The following is an 18828-nucleotide window of genomic DNA, read 5'->3' as shown; positions in this document are numbered from 1 at the left end:
CCTGAGTTTAGAGGTTGTTGGGGTCGGGCTTGATGAAAGCTTCCTCGTCCATCTCGGTGGGCACTACCACCACGCCTTTTTGCAGCATGGAGTTGCGCTTGCCGTAGAGGAAGTATACGATGAAGCCCAGCAGCATCCAGCCCACGGCCACCTGCAGCGTGAAGGAGTCGAGGCTGGCAATAAGAGCCGAGCAGACCAGGGCACCCATCACCGGTACCAGCGGGAAGCTGGGCGACGAGAGCGGCGAGCGGAACGGACGCGGCTGGTCGGGGTCGGAGCGACGCATAATCCAGACGCCCAGGCTCACGAGTACGAAGGCCAGCAAGGTGCCGAACGAGGTCAGGTCGCCGGCCAGCGAGCCGGGCACGAAGGCGGCGAACAGGCCCACGAACACCATCAGCATGAGGTTGGACTTGTAGGGCGTGTTGAACTTGGGGTGAAGCTCGGAAAAGGCTTTGGGCATCAGGCCGTCTTTGGCCATCGAGAAGAACACACGGCTCTGGCCCATCAACATCACCAGGATAACCGAAGTGAAACCCAGCAAAATGCCGCAGGTAACGGCCGTAGCCAGCCAGCCATAGCCGGGCATGTGCGCCCGAATGGCATAGGCCACCGAAGCCTCACCACCCAAAGCCGGGTCAGCAAATTCGCGCCAGCTGGCTACGCCCGTCAGCACGTGGCCGAACAGAATGTAGAGCACCGTGCAAATGGCCAGCGAGCCCAGAATACCGATGGGCATGTCGCGCTTGGGGTTTTTAGCTTCCTGCGCGGCCGTACTCACGGCATCGAACCCGATGAAAGCAAAGAACACAATGGCCGCGCCGCCAAAAATGCCGCCCACGCCGTGCTTGTTCCAGTCGGTGTAGGTACGCACCACCTCACCGGCGGCGTTTTTCACCACGGCATCGGCCGGAATGAGGTAAGGCGTGTGGTTGGCCGAGTTGATGAACTGCCAGCCCACTGCGATGAAAATGAGTACAATGGCCGTTTTCAGTATTACAACGACGGCATTGAACATGGCCGATTCCTGGGTGCCTTTCACCAGCAGCAGGCTTAGGGCGATGATGATGAACAGGGCCGGCAGGTTCATTAGGCCGGTTTGCGTGACGCCGTTCACCACGGCGTGCTCGAAGGGCGAGTGGCTTAGATTATACGGTATACTGGTGCCGAAGACCTCCAGCAGCTTGTTTAGGTACTCGCTCCAGGCAATGCTCACGGTGGCCGCGCCCAGGGCGTATTCCATAATCAGCGCCCAGCCAATTACCCAGGCCACAAACTCGCCCATGGTGGTGTAGGCATAGGTATAGGCCGAGCCGGCAATCGGAATCATGGCGGCGAACTCGGCGTAGCACAGGCCGGCGAACACGCAGCCGAAGGCCGCCAGAATGAAAGCCAGCGTCACGCCCGGGCCCGAGGCCTGCGCGGCGGCGTTGGCGGTGCGCACAAACAGGCCGGCCCCGATGATGGCGCCCACGCCCAGTGCCACAAGGTTGCCCGCGCCCAGCGTGCGCTTAAGCGCGCCGTGCCCGGAAGAGTTGGCCTCGCCCAGGAGCACGGCCAGAGGTTTTTTGGCGAAAATACTTGCCATGTGTAGTGGTGTGAATGAGAAAGAAAAAATGAAGGAATGAGGAGAAAAAAACGAGTCCGTTGCCCGTAAGCAGCCCGGCAAAATGGGCCGTGCACGGCAGCGGGGCCGAAATATAGGCAGCAATTTGGCTCCGTTTCCTGCCGGGGTTGCCGCGCTGGCTGGCCCGCTCCTTGCTTGGCACCTCCGATATTGCCGTTCGGTGGCCTGCACTACCGCTGGCTTATCCTCTTTTTTCTTCTTATTCGCTTCATGAAAAAGCTATTCTTGCTCCTCGCTGTGGGCGGAGCTACTACCTCGGCCGCCCTGGCCCAAACCCCGGCCGCTACTTCCACGCCCGGCACCATTGTGCGTACCGTGCCGCCCGCTGGTGGCCTCCAGCAAACTCCCGAGGGCATGGTGGCCCGCCGCATCGAGTACCTCACCGCCGAGCTCGGCCTTACCGCCGCCCAGCAAACCAAGCTGCAGCCCATTCTGCTGGCCCAGCGCGAGCAGCTCCAGACCCTGAGAGCCGGCCGCACCACCGGCGGCCGCCGCTACGGCTCGCCCCAGGACATGAAAGCCGCCGAAGTAAAGTTCGACGAGCAGCTCAAGGCAGTGTTCACGCCCGAGCAGTTCACCAAGTACACCCAGATGAAGGTTGAGCAGGTGGGCAAGCTGCCCGGCGGCCGGCGGCCCGTGGCTCGCCCGGGAGCCCGGCCGGCGGCTCAGGCTCCGACGGAATAACGCGCCTCCAGGGCGGCGAATCCAGCCGGTTAGTCGACTGTTCGAGGCGGAAGCAGCTGCAGCCCGGGGCAACGCCCGGTTCTGGCACATGGCTTGTCTTGCACAGTGCACGACCAGCTTGCTAGTGCAGCGGTTGTCCCCTTCACCACCCCACGTTCTCTCAATCATGAAAAAGACCCTGTTCCTGCTCACCGCCTTGGCCCTGACTACCGCCGGCACCAGCTTCGCCCAAACCGCTGTGCAAGCCACCGGCACCAATGCCAAACAGACTGCCCGCCACTACGCCAAAGGCAAGCAGGGCCCGAAAGACCCCGCCAAAATGGCCGACCACAAAGCCGGCAAAATGGCCAAAGAACTCGGGCTGAATGCCGACCAGGAAACCAAAGTTGAGCAGCTGCTGCTGGCCCGTCAGCAGGAAAGCGCTACCCTCAAAGCCAAGTACGGCACTGACCGTAAGGCCGGCCGCACCGAAATGAAAGCCGCCCACGACCGCTACGAAACCCAGCTCAAAGCCATTCTCACGCCCGAGCAATACGCCAAGATGGACAAGCTGAAAGGCGAGCACCACGGCCACGGCAAAGACGGCGGCAAAATGAAGGTGAAGGCCAAAGCTTAAGCTTCGCACCTCGCTTGCATTTTCTGCAGCCTCGCCTTTTTCAGGCGAGGCTGTTTTGTTTTGGAGGACATACCAGCATATTCTCATTTTGGAAGCTATTGGTAAGGTTTCAAAGGCGGCTATGCGGTAATATTGTCGGTTGCTTAGCTGCTTACTCCTTTTATGTTGCTTCACAATGCCTGCTTAAATACCCAGCGGCTGACTAGCCTGGTGCTGTTGCTGCTAACCAGCCTTTCGCTACATGCCCAACCAATGGCTGGCGGTACCCGCGTGGTCGGCAGCAACGTGCAGACCATTCGCGCCGGCGAATACAAGCTGTTGCAATGCGTGCTGGCAGCCGACGGCAGTAGCCAACAGGTGCAGGTGGTGCTGCCGCAACTGTACGCGCTGACGGCTTCGGCCCAAAGCGGAACACGCAGCCTTTACGTGCTACGCAAATACGCGTCAGATTCCAGCGCCTTGCTACTCACCGACTCGCTGGGGCGTGTAGTTCGGCTGACGCGACTGGTATTTGCCGGGGCGCATTCGCTCCTGCGGCCACTACCGCCACCGCAGTTGGTAGGCCTGGCGGGCGGCCAGGGTTTTGTGTTGCTAATGCCGACCAAAACGGCTTGCCTGGCGCGCTGCCTGACCACCGATTTGTCGACGCGTTGGACGCGCGAGCTGCCAGCCGAGCCCATCCTGCAGGCGCTGGCCAACGAAACGCACTTATGGATATTGCAGCAAAAGCTACTCACCGAAGCGACGCCGCTGCCTCTCATTCATACTTGTGCCCTAGCTAGTGGTGAATTAGTCTACCAAGGGTCGCTGCAGACTAAAGACGAATTGGAAGCGGCCTCGCTGGTGCCCGAGGGCCTGCTGCTGCTGGGCCATTCCGACACTGAACATGTGCGCCAGATACCGGCCGGGCAGGCCACACCCCGCACCAAGCGGGTCGATTTCCTACTGGTCATCAAACCCAATGGCCAACGACACTTGGCCCAGTCCGTGTTATGGCCGAGTGGCAAGCGCCCGGCTTTCCATTGGCAGGGAGCGTATGCCCTCCCCGGTGGCAGCTACCAGCTCATCGGCCAGACTTTCCGGCAGGTGCCTAATGCCGAAACGATTATCTTGGCTGCTATTGGTGGACTGCTTCTTACTCAGACTGGGACGGGCTTCTTCATGATTGGTAATTACCTGAACGAACAGCCCACCGGGCTTATTCTGGCGCGGCGCCTGCCCACTGGCCTGCTCACCGACTTGCATACCCTGACGGTACCCGAAACCCTGCCTTCTACCTTACTAGTGGTCGATACAACTGCGACCTCACCCACACACTCGGCCGCGTTCCACTCATTGGGTCTGAGCCCCGACCACCGCTTCCTTATTCTAAATACCTACCGGCAAGTGCTACTGTATGAACCGGGCCGCCATGCATTACGGCCCCTGGTAGCCACCCGGCCGGCTGTTCCTACGGTGCTGTCCATCGAGCCAAACCAGGTAATTGTGGGTTGGGGGTGGCAGCCCGACCGCGCGCTGCCCGATTTAGAGCGTGTAACCTGGCCTTGAACCGCCGGTGCCGGGAGCACTCCGCATCCAGCGTTTATATTTGAGTTCTTCCTCAACCAATCTGCAGGGCCGCCGCTGTGAAGGCTCCTCAACCGCATTACATTATGCCTCCCCTCCCCAGTAGCACGGCCTCGGCCGTGCAAATTCAGCAGTTCTACGACAAAGGCCTGGCCCACGCCAGCTACGCCGTGCGCTGCGGCCGCCAGATTGCCGTTATCGACCCGGGCCGCGACCCCCAGCCCTACTACGACTTCGCCGACGAGCACGAGGCCAACATCATTGCCGTAATTGAGACACACCCGCACGCCGATTTTGTGTCGTCGCACCTGGAGATTGCCCAAGAAACCGAAGCCACCATCTACTGCAGCAAGCTGGTGGGGGCCAAATACCCACACAAGCATTTCGATGACGGCGACCGCCTGAAAATTGGCAACATGGAGTTGCATGCCATCAACACGCCCGGGCATTCGCCCGACAGCATCAGTGTTTTGCTGATGGATGAGATGGCGCAGAGCCGGGCCGTATTCACCGGCGACACCCTATTCGTGGGCGATGTGGGCCGGCCCGACCTGCGCGAGGACGAGGCCGTGGGTGGCCACCAGCGCGAGGCCCTGGCCGCACAGCTCTACCGCAGCACCCGCAACAAGCTGATGACCCTGCCCGGCAGCACCCGAGTATACCCCGCGCACGGCCCCGGCTCGCTCTGCGGCAAAACCACCAGCCTCGACCTCGACTCGACTATCGCCAAAGAGTTGAAAACCAACTATGCGCTGCAGCCCATGTCGGAGCTGGAGTTCATCAAAGTGCTGCTCGAAGACCAGCCCTTCGTGCCCAAGTACTTCGCCCACGACGTGCAGCTCAACAAGCAGGGCGCCCCCAGCTTCGAAGACAGCATTCGGGCAGTGCCGCACCTCGGCAGTACCGACCCGCTGGAACCCGGCGTGCTACTCATCGATACCCGCCCGGCTGCCAAATTCCGCGCCGGCCACCTACAGGGCGCCATTAACCTGCAGGACGGCGGCAAATTCGAAACCTGGCTGGGCTCGGTGGTGGGCCCGAAAGAGAAATTTTACCTGCTGGCCGACACCAAAATTGCGCTCGACACTGTGGAGCGCAAAACCGCCAAAATAGGCTACGAAGGCAATATTAAAGGGGCGCTGCTGGCCCCGGCGGCCCTGCCCGCCACGTCGCCTGCCGTAGATGTTGAAGCCGTGCGTCAGCACCCCGGGCAGTTCACCATTGTCGATATCCGCAACCGCACCGAAGCGAAAACCCCAGTGTTCGATAATGCGCTGGTGATACCACTGCCCGAACTGCGCGAGCGGGCCCACGAAATCCCGACCGATAAGCCGGTACTCATTCACTGCGCGGGCGGCTACCGCTCGGCGGCGGGGGCCAGCATTGTGCAAGCCGCTTTGCCCGGTGTGCAGGTGCTGGATTTAGGCGAGGCCATTACGGACTTTCAGAACCAAGCCGTTCACTAGGACCGCCGAAAAACGGGTATGCCGCAGCCGTTCATTCGATGCAATGAACAGCTGCGGCTTTTTATTTACCAATAGCATGCGTGTATTTAAGGGTTTGTTTCTGCTTCGGCTGGCAGTAGCCATTATTCTGCTCTCTCACAGCCTGCATGGCGTTTTCACGGGTACCGACGTGCACGATTTTGGCGAGCTGTTACTGAACAAAATCGGCTTTGCACCCTTCGGCGTGCCCCTGGCGTGGGCAGTAGTACTGGGGCAGGTGCTCACGGCCCTGTTGCTGCTGCTGAACCGGTGGCTGCGGCCGGCAGCCGCGTTCAACATTGTGGTGCTGCTGGTGGGCATTGCCACCGTGCATTGGCCGGAGGGCTGGTTTGTGGTGGGTGGTGGCCGCAACGGCATGGAGTTCAGTTTTCTGCTGATTGCCTGCCTGCTTTCCATCAGCCTGCCGGCGTGCGCCTGGAAGACCGAAAGCCTCACCAGCAGTAACCAGCCCACCAACAGCGCGGCTATATAACGACGCGCGAAGGTATGCCCCGGAACCAGGCTTCTGCCACCGACTACTGCGCGACAGAAACGGCCCGCAAGCGGCGCAAACGTGCGCCAGCGGGAACCCCGGGCCAAGGCCACTGTAAGGTTCTTCCTGGTTCAGGTATCTTTGAGATTCACTCTACCTTATGCGCGTTCTCCACACTGCCGACTGGCATCTCGGCCAGCACTTCCTAACCGGCCAGGAACGCACCACCGAGCAACAGGCTTTTCTCGACTGGCTGCTGCTGACGGTGCAGGCCCAGGCCATTGATACGCTGGTGATTGCCGGCGACATTTTCGATACCCAATCGCCCTCCTACACGGCGCAGGAGCAATACTACACCTTTTTGGTGCGCATGCAGGGCACCTGCTGCCGCGACATTGTGGTAGTAGGCGGCAACCACGACTCGCCTACCATGCTCAACGCCTCGCGGCAATTGCTGCGGCAGTTGCGCATTCACGTAGTGGGCGGCGTACCCGCCGACCCTGCCGAGCAAGTGCTGCACCTGGCCGGACCCAATGGCCGCCCGGGCCTGGTGGTGTGTGCCGTGCCGTTTCTGCGCGACCGCGATATTCGCCTGGCCGTGGCTGGCGAAAGCCCCGACGACCGCCAAATCCGCATCCGCCAAAGCATTGCCGGCCATTACGCGGCGCTCTCGGAGATGGACGTGGTGCGCCGCCTGCGCGAGCAGGACGTGCCCGTGCTCGCCACCGGCCACCTCTATGCGGCTGGCGGCGAAGCCCGCGAGGGAGCCGAGCGCGACGTGCACATTGGCGGGCTGGGGCTGGTGGGAGCCGAACATTTCCCGCTGGCGTTCGACTACGTGGCGCTGGGCCACCTGCACCGCCCGCAAGTGGTGGGTGGCCGGGCGCACATCCGCTACTCGGGCTCGCCAGTGCCGCTGTCCTTCACCGAGGCCGATGACAAGCAGCAGGTGCTGCTCCTGGAATTTAAGGGCGCGGGCGCGCCCACTATCACGGGCCTGCTGGTGCCGGTGGCCCGGCGGCTGCAGCGCTTCCACGGCTCGCTCGAGGAAGTAGAGGCCGACATCCTGGCTTACGATAACTCGGCCTTCCCGCTGGTGGCCTGGGCCGACGTACTGGTGCGCTCCGACGAAACACCCGCCGAAGTGCAGCGCCGCGTGCAGGCCGTGCTGCAACTGCAAAAGCAGCAGGTAATTGCCCCACGCGGCGTGCGCCACCAGCGCGCCACCGAACAGCCCGACCTGGCCGCCGACGCAGCCCCGCTGGCGCTATTGCACGAGCTGACGGTAGAGGAGGTATTTGCCCGGCGCGTAGCAGGCCTGCCGCCCGAGCGCGCCGCCACACTCACGGCCACATTTGGCGAGCTGCGTCAGCTGTTGAGCGAAACCGACCCCCAGATGGGAGGCGGCCGCGAATAAGCTGTGCGTCGTTGCGAAAGCCATTTGCAAGCGTACCCGCAGTGTATATTTACTTGTTCGGCCCTTGGCCGTAGATTTATTTTTCTTCCTTCTTGATTTGCTTTTTATGAACATAAAACTACCCATCCTTGCTTTAGTGCTCGTGATGGCCGCCGCTGACCACGCGCAGGCGCAGGCTTCCTTGATTGCCAACGGCGTTGTGGCGGCATTCAATCTGGGCCGCATGGCTTCGCGCAGGAAAGCAGCAGCAGTCGACTTGCCGACAGCCAACGTAGAGAAATACCGGGGCCAGTCGTACCCCGTGCTGCGCACGCCCACCGAGCAGTTACCCAAGAAGGGTGCCGCTGAAGTCACGGCCGTAGAAGCCCAACTCGACCGTTTCCGCAATGCCCTGCGGGCCGATTCGACCAGTGCCCTGTGCACGCCTGAGCAGCGCACGGCTTTTCAGGCGTCCATCGTGAGCCTGGCCCGTGCACAATCGCATTGGGACCTGCAAGCTTACCAGCAGGAATCCGCTTTTTACCTGGCCGAAGATGCCCGGCGCCAGCGTGCTACGGTCCCAAGCACAGCCAAATAGGCTTCTTTAGGCGCATTTAAGTTGACTTCTCGCCCGCCCCGCCTGCTTCTTGCTGGTGGGGCGGGCGTAATTTTAGACTATGAAAATTATCAGCGTCCGCTTTGCCAATCTAAACTCGCTGCCCGGACCGTTCCTCATTCGCTTCGACGAAACGCCCCTGGCTGATACGGGGCTCTTCGCCATTACGGGCCCCACGGGTGCGGGCAAAAGTACGCTGCTCGACGCAATTTCCGTGGGCCTCTACGGCCGGGTGCCGCGCCACGACCGGCAGGTGGGCGAGATGGTGAGCCGCCACGCCAAAGACGCATTTTCGGAAGTTGAATTTGAAGTACACGAAACCAATCCCGACACGGGTACGGTGGACCGCGTGCGCTACCGCTCGCGCTGGGAAGTGAAGCGCAAAACCCGCGGCGAAGATAAAGGCGGCCTCGGCCAGGATGCCATGACCCTGGTAATGAGCCCTTCGGGCGTGGCCGTGGTTTCGGGCAAGGAAGCCGTGCCCGCCCGAGTGAGCGAGGTTTCGGGGCTGGACTTTGGGCAGTTCGAGCAGTCGGTGCTGCTGAGCCAGGGCAAGTTTGCCCGCTTCCTGCACGCCCCCGAAAAAGAGCGCAGCGCTCTGCTCGAAAAGATGACCAACGTGGGCATCTACTCGCAGCTAAGTGTGGCCGCGTTCGAAAAGGCGAAGGAGGAAGAGTTGAAGACCAAGCTGCTGCGTGCCAAGCTGGACGCCACGCGCCTGCTCTCAGACGAGGAACGGGCCGAGTTGGAACGGCAGCTCGACGTGCTGCACCAGCAGGCCGAGCAGCACTATGAAGAGCAGCAGGAGTTGGCCATTTGCCTGGCCTGGCGCACCGAACTTGAGCAGCTGGACCGCCAGCTGGCTGCAACAGCTCTCGATGTAGAGCGCCTGCAACTGGCCGACGAAGCCCTGCAACCAGAATTTACCCGGCTCGAAGGCCACCTGCGCGCGGCAGTTGTGGACAAGCCGCTGGAATTGGCAGAGGCCGCCGAGAAGGAAGTTATCAGCGACGAAAAGCAGCTACGGGAGCTGGCCGAGGCCCTACCCCGCCTGGCATTGGCGGCCACTGCCGCGGCCACGGCCCACCGCACCGCCACCGCTGCCCACGCCGACGCTCTGGCCGAAGAAAACCGCCTGCGCCCAGTACTGAGCAAAGCCCAGCAGCACGACGCCGAAATTGCCGCTACCCGCAATCAGCTCACAATTAGGCGCAACGCCCACTTCCTAAACCAGCAAAACCACCAGCAAGACGAAGCCACACTGGCCCAACAGGCCGCCAATATTGAAGAGCTGCGCCGCCAAAACGCCACCCTCGACTCTTGGCTTATCGACCACAGTCCCGAAGCGAAATTGAAGGAACAGCTACTGCAGCTGGGCCGTGAAATTATCGACCTGCAGGGCGCTCAAAAGGAAATAGCCACCCGCGAAGCGCGTGGGGCCGAGCTGCGCAAAAACCAAAGCGAAGCCGCTGCCGACCTGCTACGCCAGCGCGGCCTCGAAGCCAACGCCTTGGCCAGCCAGCAGGCCATCAAGGACGAGGGCCAGCCCTGCCGCAACGAACGCGACGCCCTGCTGAACGGTACCAATGCCGCCGCCCTGGCGCAGCGCGCCGACGACCTCACCACCCGGCAGCAGGGGTTGCAGCTGCTGTTGCCGAAGGCCGAAACTGCCCACCAGCAACAAGCCCGCGCCGAAAGCCTGGCCGCCCAAATCGCGCAGGAAGCCCCGGCCCAGGCAGCAGCCGAAACCGCCGTCGCCCACCTCGAAACCCGCCGCAACGACAGCCAGAGGCTGCTGGAAAGCTACCGGCGCGAGTTGCGTGCCCAACAAGCCCTGGCCGACCTCAACGCTCACCGCCATCAACTCCAAGATGGCCAGCCCTGCCCGCTGTGCGGGGCCCTGGAGCACGCTTTTGCCGCTGATTTTGCCGCCGAAGCCGACGAGCAAGAGCAGCGCGTGGCCCAGCAGCAGCAAACGCTGGCGGCGCTTGAGGAAGAGCTGCGCCATGCCACTACCTCGTGCACCCGCCGCCAGACCGAGCAGCGCCAGCGCCAGCAGCTTCGTCAGGAAGCCCTGGATGCCGCTGAGGCAGCCCGCCAACACGCCACTGCGGTGGCCGCTACGCTGGTGCCCACGCCCAGCTTGCCGGCCGACCCCGCCGCGGTGGGCACCTTGCTGGCTGAAACCACTGCCGAACAAGCCGCCGCGGTGGCTGCCCGCCGCCGCCTCGCTGTGCTCGATGAGAAGCTGACTGCTTTGCGCGAGAAGTACCTGCAAGCCGGAGAAGCTGCCACGGTTGCGCAACGCGAGATTCCGCGGCTGCTGGAGCGGCAAAGCAGCCTCGACTTCGAACTGGCCAAGCTGGCCGATGAGCTGGTAGAATGGCAGGAACAAGCCGACATTTTCCGTAGCACCATCCAGGATATTCTTCGGCCGCACCAGCTGGCTTTACCCGCCCGGCCACCCTACGACAGCATTCTGGTGACGTTGCAGGAGCGAGCCGACCACTACGAAGCCCAAGTGAACACCCTGACCCAGCTAGGAAAAGCGCTGCTGGAGAAAGAGGTGGTGCACAAGGCCCGCGTCGAAGAGCTGAGCCGGAGGCTCCTGGAGATAACCGCCGTCGCCACCGCCATCAAAGACGATGAATTGGCCTTGGAGCAGCAGCAAGCGACCCGCCAAGCCTACTACGCGGGCACCAATCCCAGCGCCGAAGCCGAGCAGCTGCACCACAACACCCAAAAGCTAGCCGAGGACCTCAAACAGGTTCACCAGCAGCTGGCCGCGCAGCAACAGGACCTGGCCGTGAAGCAAAGCGCCCAGGAATCCTTGCAAACGCAACTGCTAACGCACCAGGCGGCGTTTGCCGAACGCCAGGCCGAGCTGGCTACTGCCCTCTCCACGGCCGGCTTTGCCACCGCCGCCGAGGCAAAGGCCCTGCTGCTGCCTCCTGCCGAGGCCGAGCGCCTTGCCCAACGGCGCCAGCAGCACCGCACGGCCCAGGAAGCGGCGCGCACGCTTCAGGCCAAGCTTACCACTGAGCTAAGCCACCACGCCGAAGCCGGCCTCACGCCCCACACCACGGCGGAGCTCACGGCGCAGCTCAACACCCTTTCGGCTGCTGATGACGTGCTGCAACAGCAGCTTGGGGCCGTGGGCAACCAGCTGAAGCAGGACGATGACGCCCGCGCCCAGCAAGCCGCCGGCCTGGCAGAGCTGCTGCTACGCCAGCAGGAAGAGCAGCGATGGCAGGACCTCAACGAACAGATTGGCTCGGCGCGGGGCGACAAGTTCAGCCAGTTTGCCCAGGGCCTGACGCTCACGCACCTGGCCCGGCTGGCCAACCTGCGCCTGCGCCAGCTCACGGGCCGCTACACCATTCTGAAAACGCCTAACCGCAACCTGGAACTCCAAATTGTTGACCACGACCAGGCCGACACCGTGCGGCCAATGGCGTCGCTTTCGGGCGGCGAAAGCTTCCTTGTAAGCTTAGCCCTGGCACTGGGGCTGAGCGAGCTGGCCGGCCACAAGGCCCGCATCGAGTCGCTGTTCATCGACGAAGGCTTCGGCACCCTCGACCCGGATGCGCTTAATACAGCCCTCGACGCCCTCGAACGGCTGCAGCACTCGGGCAAGATGATTGGCATCATCTCCCACGTTTCCGACCTGAAGGAGCGCATTGGTACCCAGATTCGGGTGCGGCCCGGTGCAGGAGGCAACAGCAGCGTGCACGTGGTAGATGTGCGCGGCGACGAAACCAATTGCGCGGTGTAAGGCTGGTTACGTGGTGTCAATTGTTGGTCAGGCAGCCAGGTTTGTATTAACAACTGACATCAAGCATATAATAGACTTGTTCCCCAATAAGAGAAAACAAAAAAAGAACGTCATGCTTCATCTTGCGTCCGCGCAGTCGAAGCATCTCTACCGTGTAAGCAATCCAATCGGTGCAACGAAGCGGTAGAGATGCTTCGACTGCGCGGACGCAAGATGAAGCATGACCGCCAATTTGGTGCTTTTCAGTATTTGGGAACAAGTCTAACAACTAAACCGCTGCTTTCACCTCCGCCCAGGTCCAGTACTTCTTTGGTTGGATGCCGGCGTACCCCTGCCGAAAAAACGCCACAACTTCTTGTTCCATCGCTGCCGGCGCAATGGATGACGCATAAATTGGCCGGCCGTCGGGGTCGGCGTAGCGCTCGGCTTTGGTAAGCTTTTTCCCGCCGAGGCGCAGCAGCGGGCCAGTATCGGTGATGCCGTCGGCGGCCCAGGCGCGGCCGCTGGTTTCCAGCGCATTCAGCCGGGCCACGAGCGGGGCCATGTTCAGGCGGGGCAGCGTAGGGCGGCTTTCGAGGTCAATCCAGGTAGTGTATTTGTATTCGAGCTCGTAGCGGTTGCCATCGTATACGCTCAGTACGATGTCCATTCCCGCAGTGGGGCCAAACAAGGCGTAGTACGGTACCGGAGCGGGGGCTTCGACTACCGCCAAGCCAATCTCCGGATAATTCCGGCGCTTTGCTGAGGGTGCTTGTAGCTGGACCACTGCCGCTTGCACACGGTCAAATTCGGGCTGCCAGGCCGCTCGGAAAGCTTCGGGAGTGTCCAGCACTTCGGCAAAGCGCGGCAAAAACCAGTCGAATTTTTCGGCCGAAGCTTCATCCTCGCGGCGTCGTCGGGCAGGCGCCCCGAAAGGCTCATAAAAACGGGCCTTTTCCTCGGCATTCAGCCAGCACACCAGCTGCAGCGCGTGGCTGGCCTCGGGGTTGGCGAAGTCTATTTCCCGAAAATCGCCTAATCCGGCCACCTGGCGCAACAGCGCTTCGTGGCGCAACGCCAGCGCCGGGTTCAGCAGGCTCCAAACGCCCACGAAGCCGTCCACGTCGAAATGATTGGCCGTAACGGCGCCTGCCGAGAGGCCCGGCGTTTCGGGATGATGCAGGGCCCGGAAGGCGGAACCGGCACTGGTATCGTCGCGCAGAACGCTGGGCGTAGCGGCCCCCCGCCAGTGGGCCAGCGTGAGGACAGCGCCGAGTCCCACGCTGTCGACAACAATAGCGGGCTGCCTGCGGAGTTGGGCAAATGGCACGAAATAGCGGTTCATCTTGCAAAGCTGCGTCGGAATGACGACCTGGCGTGCACCCTCCCACTACGGGCCGGGTTACCGCCGCCAAGCCGCCTGATTATTAACGCGAAACCAACCGCCGACTTTCCATCTGCGCGCTTCGGCCGCAACTTAGCCTCTGTGGACGTCGATTAATTGTCGTTCATCGAAAACCCAATTTCTGCTTGCGCCAAATGTTGGAATATTTGAACAACCATTTGAGAGCACACATTTGCAATCCCATTACAAGTACATTATCTTGGCATGAAAGTGCCTACTGCGGAACATTAGGCGACCAATCCTGCACCAGTAATTTCACCCACTTTTTTCTTTATATCGTGATGATTTCAGCACCTTCTTTTCTGCTACGAAAATTGCTATTTGTCGGATTTTTCGGGTTGCTCCTGGGCTTATCCCCGGCTGCCAAAGCTCAAACCTGGATGGTGAGCACCACCGCCCAAATCAAGCTCGGCATCTTGGACAAATACGGCCAGCTTGGTCCTTACACGGCCACCTTCGTGGTTCACAACGAGCGCACCCAAAAGGATTATTTGTTGGTGAAGGAAATACCCAGAGGCCAGAGCGGCGTGGACGTGCTTTTCCCCACGGACCCCTCTGACCCCGACTACTTCAAAACCGGTGAAGGCGAAGCAGCCCAGGCAACGCCCGGACGCTACACCTGGGAGTGCCGCGTGAAGGGCGCGCGTGCCGTGAGCGGCCGCTTTGTGTTCCCGGAAGTGAGCAACGACGTGACCATTATTAAAAAAGAACAATAAGGAATTGCAGCGGCGCATCTTGGCCCCAGTCATTTCTCGTACAACAGGCCCGGCCCCCAGCCGGGCCTGTTGCGTTTTGGCCCCGTCTGAACGGTTATTTTTTCATTACTAATTTGTAGTCCCGTGCCTCGCAAGTCCTTCTCCGAGCTCATCGACAGCCCCGGTATGCCCGTGCTGGTCGATTTCTTTGCCACCTGGTGTGGTCCCTGCAAAACCATGGCGCCCATTCTGGAGCAGGTGGCCGCCCAGCACGGGGGCAAGCTGCGGGTTATCAAGATAGACGTGGACCGCAACCAGGCCGTAGCCCAGCAATACCGGGTGCAGAGTATCCCGACCCTGATTCTGTTCCATAAAGGGCAGCCGGTGTGGCGGCAGGCCGGCGTGGTGCCCGCCCCACAAATTGTGCAGGCTCTGCGGCCGTTTGTGGAGCAATAGCGGCCCGGGCATAAACTATCCGGCCGGGTGCGGCGTTGCGGGACAGCTACCTTTGTGCTTCGTCTTGTTCGCTGCTGTATGGTTTTTAGTTTGACGACGCGCTGTTTCTGGCTCATGGTTTTTCTGGTGATACTGAGTGCCGTGCCCAGTTGGGCACAGGAGGCTGGGCGCGTAACGCTCAGCGGCACCGTGCGGGGTGCCCACGGCGAAACGCTGCCCGGGGCCAGCGTGGCGGTGCCGGCCTTGGCCACCGGCACGGCGGCCGACTCGGTGGGCCACTACCGCCTGAATTTGCCGGCCGGCCGGGTGCAATTGGTGGTTACCTCCATTGGCTACCGCACCATCACGCGCGACCTGAACCTGACGAAAAGCCAGCGCCTGAGCTTCGACCTGGAGGAAAACAACCAGGAGCTAGGCGAGGTGCTGGTAACCGGCAGCGTGTCGCTGGAGCAGAAACTGAAAAGCACCCAGATGGGCGTCGAGCGCATCAGCATTCGGGAGGCCAAGCTGCTGCCGGCGCTGTTTGGCGAAGTCGATATTCTGAAAACGCTGCAGCTGAAGCCAGGTGTGCAGAGCGGCGGCGAGGGCACCAGCGGCTTGTTCGTACGCGGCGGTTCAGCCGACCAGAACCTGGTGCTGCTGGATAATACGGTGGTGTACAACCCCAACCACTTGTTCGGGCTGTTTTCGGTGTTCAACTCCGATGCGGTGCAGAGCGTGGACCTGTACAAGTCGGGATTTCCGGCGCAGTTTGGCGGGCGGCTGTCGTCGGTGGTGGATGTAAAGCTGCGCGAAGGCGACCGGCAGAAGTATGTAACCACCGGCGGCATCGGACTGATTTCGTCGCGCGGCACGTTCGAGGGGCCTATTGACAAGGGGAAAGGCTCCTTCATCGTGAGCGGGCGGCGCACGTATTTTGACATTTTCACCCGCGCCATCAACAAGCGCAACGAGAACAAGGAAGATTATAGCCCGATTCCGGACTACTACTTCTACGACCTCAATGCCAAGGCCAACTACACGCTCGGCGAGAAAGACCAGCTGTTCCTGACCGGCTACCTGGGCCGCGACATCTTCGGCTTCAGCAGCAACAACGGCTTCAATTTCAGCTTTCAATGGGGCAACACGCTGGGCTCGCTGCGCTGGAACCACGTGTTTTCGCCCAAGCTGTTTGTGAACACCACGGCCTCGGTTTCCGATTACAAGTACACCCTGACCAACAAGCTCGACCAGTTCAGCTTCACGCTGGGCTCGCGCATCACCGACTACACCGGGCGCACCGACTTTGAGTACACGCCCGACGACCGGCACCAGCTGAAATTCGGGGGCGTCCTCACGCAGCACACCTTTGGCGTGGGCCGGCTCGATGCCAACTCCGCCGACGGCCGCATCAACTTCGGCTCCGACGTGAACTACTACGGCCTGGATGGCGCCGTATATGCTTCCGACAACTACAAGGCCACCGACAAATTGCAGCTGGAAGGCGGCCTGCGCCTGACGGGTTTTCGGAGCGGCGACAACCAGTACGGCGGCCTCGAGCCCCGCGCCGCCGCCCGCTACTCGCTGAACGACAACACCTCGTTCAAGCTGAATTACGCGCTGATGTACCAGTACGTACACCTCGTCACGAACTCGGGCGCGACGCTGCCGACGGACATCTGGTACCCCTCGCGCTTGCGGGTAAAGCCGCAACGCTCGCAGCAGGTGAGCGGCGGGGCCAGCTTCCTGCTGTTCGGCGGCAAGTATCTGCTCACCAACGAGCTGTACTACAAGTGGGGGCAGAACCAGGTCGATTTCCGCGACGGCGCGCAGCTGTTTGCCAACCCGGATTTGGACGCGGAATTCATCTTCGGCAAAAGCTGGGCCTACGGCAACGAGGTGTACCTGGAGAAGAAAACCGGCCGCACCACCGGCTGGATTGGCTACACCCTGGCCTGGAGCTGGCGCAACTTCCAGCCCCAGAACGGCACCAACGGCGTGAACGGCGGCCGCGACTTCCACCCCAACTACGACCGCCGCCACAACCTGACCGTGGTGGTGCTGCACCAGCTCAATGCCCGGCTCAGCCTCACGGCCAGCTTCATCTTCACTTCGGGCAACCTGACCACCTTGCCGCTCGGCCGCTTCGGCGTGCAGGATATTCCGGGTTCCAGCGTGGGCATCGACCCGCGCCCGGTGCCCATCTACCCCGACCGCAATTCCTACCAGCTCATCCCCTACCACCGCCTCGACCTCGGTGCAGTGTATAAAATCGGTACCCGCCGCAACCAGGATTTGACGCTGAGCATCTACAACGCCTACAACCGCCGCAACGCCTACTTCGTGTTTTTCGACACCGTGCGCGACAAGCCCTCAAACCGCGTTACGGGATTTGCCGCCAAGCAGGTATCGTTGTTTCCGGTCATTCCGTCGCTCACGTACAATTTCCGGTTTTGATAGAACATGTCGCCATATGCCATGCAGAGCGCAGCAAAGCATCTCGCTCGTGGCACTAACTCAATCATGAAAGCAACATTGATTAGTAACAGCACGCGAGATGCTTCGCTGCGCTCTGCATGACGTTCTGAATTATGCATTATCCTCCAATGCCTTCCCTATTCAAATCCATTATCGCCCTGCTCCTGCTGGCCTTGGCCGGCTGCGGCAAGCTGCAGAACGACATCAACGTGCCGCTGCCTACTTACTCGGCCGAGTTGGTGGTAGAGTGTTACCTCGAGCCCGGCAAGGTGCCCAACCTGGCCGTCACCACGTCGGTCCCTTACCTGGGCGCAGTGCTGCCCCAGGTGCCCACCGACGTAACCGTGACGCTGACTATGCCCAACGGGAGGCTGATAGCGCTCGATTTCAAACCCAACTACAACGCCCTGATTGATACGGCTTCGGGCGAGAAATTCCACTCGCACATTGGCCGCGACCCGCTGGTGGCCAAGGCCGGCGACGTGTTTAAAATTGATGTGCGCGACACCAAGGGCCGCCAGATTACGGGAACCACGACCATGCTAGCTCCCATTCCGATTGATTCGGTGGAATACAAGTTCAACGACAAGACCGGAACAAACCGCAAGGCTTACTTCCTCACCAACTTTCGCGACCCGGCCTCGCCCGACGACTGCTACCGGCTGCAGCTGCACAAGGGCAACCCCGCCAAGGGGGCGCTGCTGAAATCGCCGGAAGTGGATATATCGGTGCAGGACCGGCTGCTGAACGGCCAGCCGTTTGTGCTGGGCACCAGCTACCGCTTTTTCCCGGGCGATACTGTGACGGCCACGCTCTACCACACCGACATTGCCTATTACCGCTTCCGGCAGTCGGTGCGCGATGCGCGCGGGGCCAACGGCAACCCGTTTGCGCAGCCTTCGACCATTTACAGCAACGTGCAGGGGGGCGTGGGCATCTTCACGGTGCTGAGCGGCACCAGGGCCACCAAAGTGCTGGAGAAATAGCCAGCTCAGCAAATAGCTGACGGCCCAGGCAACCATTACCAGCAGTGCCGCATCTACTGGTCATCACTCATCCAATTTCACATTTTTCTTTTCCCATGAACTCCTTCCGCTTCACCCTTCTTGCCCTGGCGCTGACTACTATCAGCCTCGGCAGCTGCAAAAAAGACTCCCCCGCCATGCCACAGCCCACTACCATGACGGCTACGCAGCAACTCACTACCGGCAGCTGGCGCCTCGACCAGGTGAAAGAGGCCGGCCAGGTTACCGGCACCGGCGCCAACATCAAAGACCAGTATTCGCTCACGTTCCGCAGCGATGGTACGTATACCCAGAAAATTCTGTCCGATGGCAGCACGTATCCCGGCACCTGGATGCTGATGACCAACAACACTGTGCTGCACCTCACCGACAACAAAGGCACTAGCACCGACTACACCGTAGCCAACCTCTCGGCCACCGAGTTACGCTACAGCTTCATGAATAAAAACGGCGCAACCGAAGAGCGCACCTTTTCGGCGCAGATGTAGTTGCCAACCATTTTCCACGAAAGAGGCCCGGACATACCGTCCGGGCCTCTTTTGCTTTTTCAGCAG

Annotated in this window: 15 protein-coding genes; 13 read left to right on the top strand and 2 right to left on the bottom strand. The window is 61.2% G+C overall.

What is annotated here, in order from left to right; genetic code table 11:
• Positions 1–7: 7 nt before the first annotated feature.
• Positions 8–1588 (bottom strand): amino acid permease, encoded by a 1581-nt coding sequence (locus ABD837_RS22480; protein WP_345059089.1) that lies wholly within the window; start codon positions 1586–1588, stop codon positions 8–10.
• A gap of 249 nt (positions 1589–1837) precedes the next feature.
• Between ABD837_RS22480 and ABD837_RS22475 the strand changes: the two genes are divergently transcribed.
• The 8 genes from ABD837_RS22475 (at position 1838) to ABD837_RS22440 (ending at position 12257) form a co-directional block, all read left to right on the top strand.
• A complete protein-coding gene (locus ABD837_RS22475; RefSeq protein WP_345059088.1) occupies positions 1838–2311 on the top strand; it encodes a hypothetical protein in 474 nt (157 codons plus the stop codon).
• 166 nt (positions 2312–2477) lie between these two features.
• Positions 2478–2927 carry a hypothetical protein gene (locus tag ABD837_RS22470; protein ID WP_345059087.1) on the top strand — a complete coding sequence of 150 codons (450 nt, stop codon included), beginning with the start codon at positions 2478–2480 and terminating at the stop codon, positions 2925–2927.
• Positions 2928–3089: 162 nt separating this feature from the next.
• Entirely contained in the window at positions 3090–4475 is a 1386-nt protein-coding gene (locus ABD837_RS22465; RefSeq protein WP_345059086.1) for a hypothetical protein, read from the top strand.
• Between the two features lie 104 nt (positions 4476–4579).
• Entirely contained in the window at positions 4580–5959 is a 1380-nt protein-coding gene (locus ABD837_RS22460; RefSeq protein ID WP_345059084.1) for an MBL fold metallo-hydrolase, read from the top strand.
• A 76-nt stretch (positions 5960–6035) separates the two neighbouring features.
• Positions 6036–6470, top strand: coding sequence for a DoxX family protein (locus ABD837_RS22455; RefSeq protein WP_345059082.1), 435 nt, complete (start codon positions 6036–6038; stop codon positions 6468–6470).
• Between the two features lie 160 nt (positions 6471–6630).
• Positions 6631–7887 (top strand): exonuclease SbcCD subunit D C-terminal domain-containing protein, encoded by a 1257-nt coding sequence (locus tag ABD837_RS22450; protein WP_345059080.1) that lies wholly within the window; start codon positions 6631–6633, stop codon positions 7885–7887.
• A 106-nt stretch (positions 7888–7993) separates the two neighbouring features.
• Positions 7994–8464 carry a hypothetical protein gene (locus tag ABD837_RS22445; protein ID WP_345059078.1) on the top strand — a complete coding sequence of 157 codons (471 nt, stop codon included), beginning with the start codon at positions 7994–7996 and terminating at the stop codon, positions 8462–8464.
• A gap of 79 nt (positions 8465–8543) precedes the next feature.
• Positions 8544–12257 carry an AAA family ATPase gene (locus tag ABD837_RS22440; protein WP_345059076.1) on the top strand — a complete coding sequence of 1238 codons (3714 nt, stop codon included), beginning with the start codon at positions 8544–8546 and terminating at the stop codon, positions 12255–12257.
• 268 nt (positions 12258–12525) lie between these two features.
• On the opposite strand, the gene ABD837_RS22435 is transcribed toward ABD837_RS22440, so the two are convergent.
• The gene (locus tag ABD837_RS22435) at positions 12526–13581 is read right to left on the bottom strand and encodes a DUF6687 family protein (protein WP_345059074.1); all 1056 of its coding nucleotides are present in this window, start codon (positions 13579–13581) and stop codon (positions 12526–12528) included.
• A 338-nt stretch (positions 13582–13919) separates the two neighbouring features.
• On the opposite strand from ABD837_RS22435, the gene ABD837_RS22430 reads away from it, so the two are divergent.
• The 5 genes from ABD837_RS22430 to ABD837_RS22410 all read left to right on the top strand — a co-directional run bounded on the left by ABD837_RS22430 (position 13920) and on the right by ABD837_RS22410 (position 18762).
• Positions 13920–14357, top strand: coding sequence for a hypothetical protein (locus ABD837_RS22430; RefSeq protein ID WP_345059072.1), 438 nt, complete (start codon positions 13920–13922; stop codon positions 14355–14357).
• Between the two features lie 123 nt (positions 14358–14480).
• Entirely contained in the window at positions 14481–14792 is a 312-nt protein-coding gene (gene trxA, locus ABD837_RS22425; RefSeq protein WP_345059070.1) for a thioredoxin, read from the top strand.
• A gap of 78 nt (positions 14793–14870) precedes the next feature.
• A complete protein-coding gene (locus ABD837_RS22420; protein WP_345059068.1) occupies positions 14871–17228 on the top strand; it encodes a TonB-dependent receptor in 2358 nt (785 codons plus the stop codon).
• A 149-nt stretch (positions 17229–17377) separates the two neighbouring features.
• Positions 17378–18235, top strand: a complete 858-nt coding sequence (locus ABD837_RS22415) for a DUF4249 domain-containing protein (protein WP_345059066.1) — start codon at positions 17378–17380, stop codon at positions 18233–18235.
• Between the two features lie 95 nt (positions 18236–18330).
• Positions 18331–18762 carry a lipocalin family protein gene (locus ABD837_RS22410; RefSeq protein ID WP_345059064.1) on the top strand — a complete coding sequence of 144 codons (432 nt, stop codon included), beginning with the start codon at positions 18331–18333 and terminating at the stop codon, positions 18760–18762.
• The last annotated feature ends 66 nt before the right edge of the window (positions 18763–18828 follow it).

The organism is Hymenobacter glaciei (genome assembly GCF_039539585.1).
Lineage (GTDB): Bacteria > Bacteroidota > Bacteroidia > Cytophagales > Hymenobacteraceae > Hymenobacter > Hymenobacter glaciei.
This window is presented reverse-complemented; position numbering and strand designations above follow the sequence as displayed.

What these genes read in the sequence shown, in the direction of transcription:
- ABD837_RS22475 (WP_345059088.1), top strand. Translation starts at nt 1,838, where the DNA reads ATGAAAAAGCTATTCTTGCTCCTCGCTGTGGGCGGAGCTACTACCTCG.
- ABD837_RS22470 (WP_345059087.1), top strand. Translation starts at nt 2,478, where the DNA reads ATGAAAAAGACCCTGTTCCTGCTCACCGCCTTGGCCCTGACTACCGCC.
- ABD837_RS22455 (WP_345059082.1), top strand. Translation starts at nt 6,036, where the DNA reads ATGCGTGTATTTAAGGGTTTGTTTCTGCTTCGGCTGGCAGTAGCCATT.
- ABD837_RS22480 (WP_345059089.1), bottom strand. Translation starts at nt 1,588, where the DNA reads ATGGCAAGTATTTTCGCCAAAAAACCTCTGGCCGTGCTCCTGGGCGAG.
- ABD837_RS22440 (WP_345059076.1), top strand. Translation starts at nt 8,544, where the DNA reads ATGAAAATTATCAGCGTCCGCTTTGCCAATCTAAACTCGCTGCCCGGA.
- ABD837_RS22415 (WP_345059066.1), top strand. Translation starts at nt 17,378, where the DNA reads ATGCCTTCCCTATTCAAATCCATTATCGCCCTGCTCCTGCTGGCCTTG.
- ABD837_RS22450 (WP_345059080.1), top strand. Translation starts at nt 6,631, where the DNA reads ATGCGCGTTCTCCACACTGCCGACTGGCATCTCGGCCAGCACTTCCTA.
- ABD837_RS22420 (WP_345059068.1), top strand. Translation starts at nt 14,871, where the DNA reads ATGGTTTTTAGTTTGACGACGCGCTGTTTCTGGCTCATGGTTTTTCTG.
- ABD837_RS22410 (WP_345059064.1), top strand. Translation starts at nt 18,331, where the DNA reads ATGAACTCCTTCCGCTTCACCCTTCTTGCCCTGGCGCTGACTACTATC.
- ABD837_RS22445 (WP_345059078.1), top strand. Translation starts at nt 7,994, where the DNA reads ATGAACATAAAACTACCCATCCTTGCTTTAGTGCTCGTGATGGCCGCC.
- ABD837_RS22435 (WP_345059074.1), bottom strand. Translation starts at nt 13,581, where the DNA reads ATGAACCGCTATTTCGTGCCATTTGCCCAACTCCGCAGGCAGCCCGCT.
- ABD837_RS22460 (WP_345059084.1), top strand. Translation starts at nt 4,580, where the DNA reads ATGCCTCCCCTCCCCAGTAGCACGGCCTCGGCCGTGCAAATTCAGCAG.
- ABD837_RS22465 (WP_345059086.1), top strand. Translation starts at nt 3,090, where the DNA reads ATGTTGCTTCACAATGCCTGCTTAAATACCCAGCGGCTGACTAGCCTG.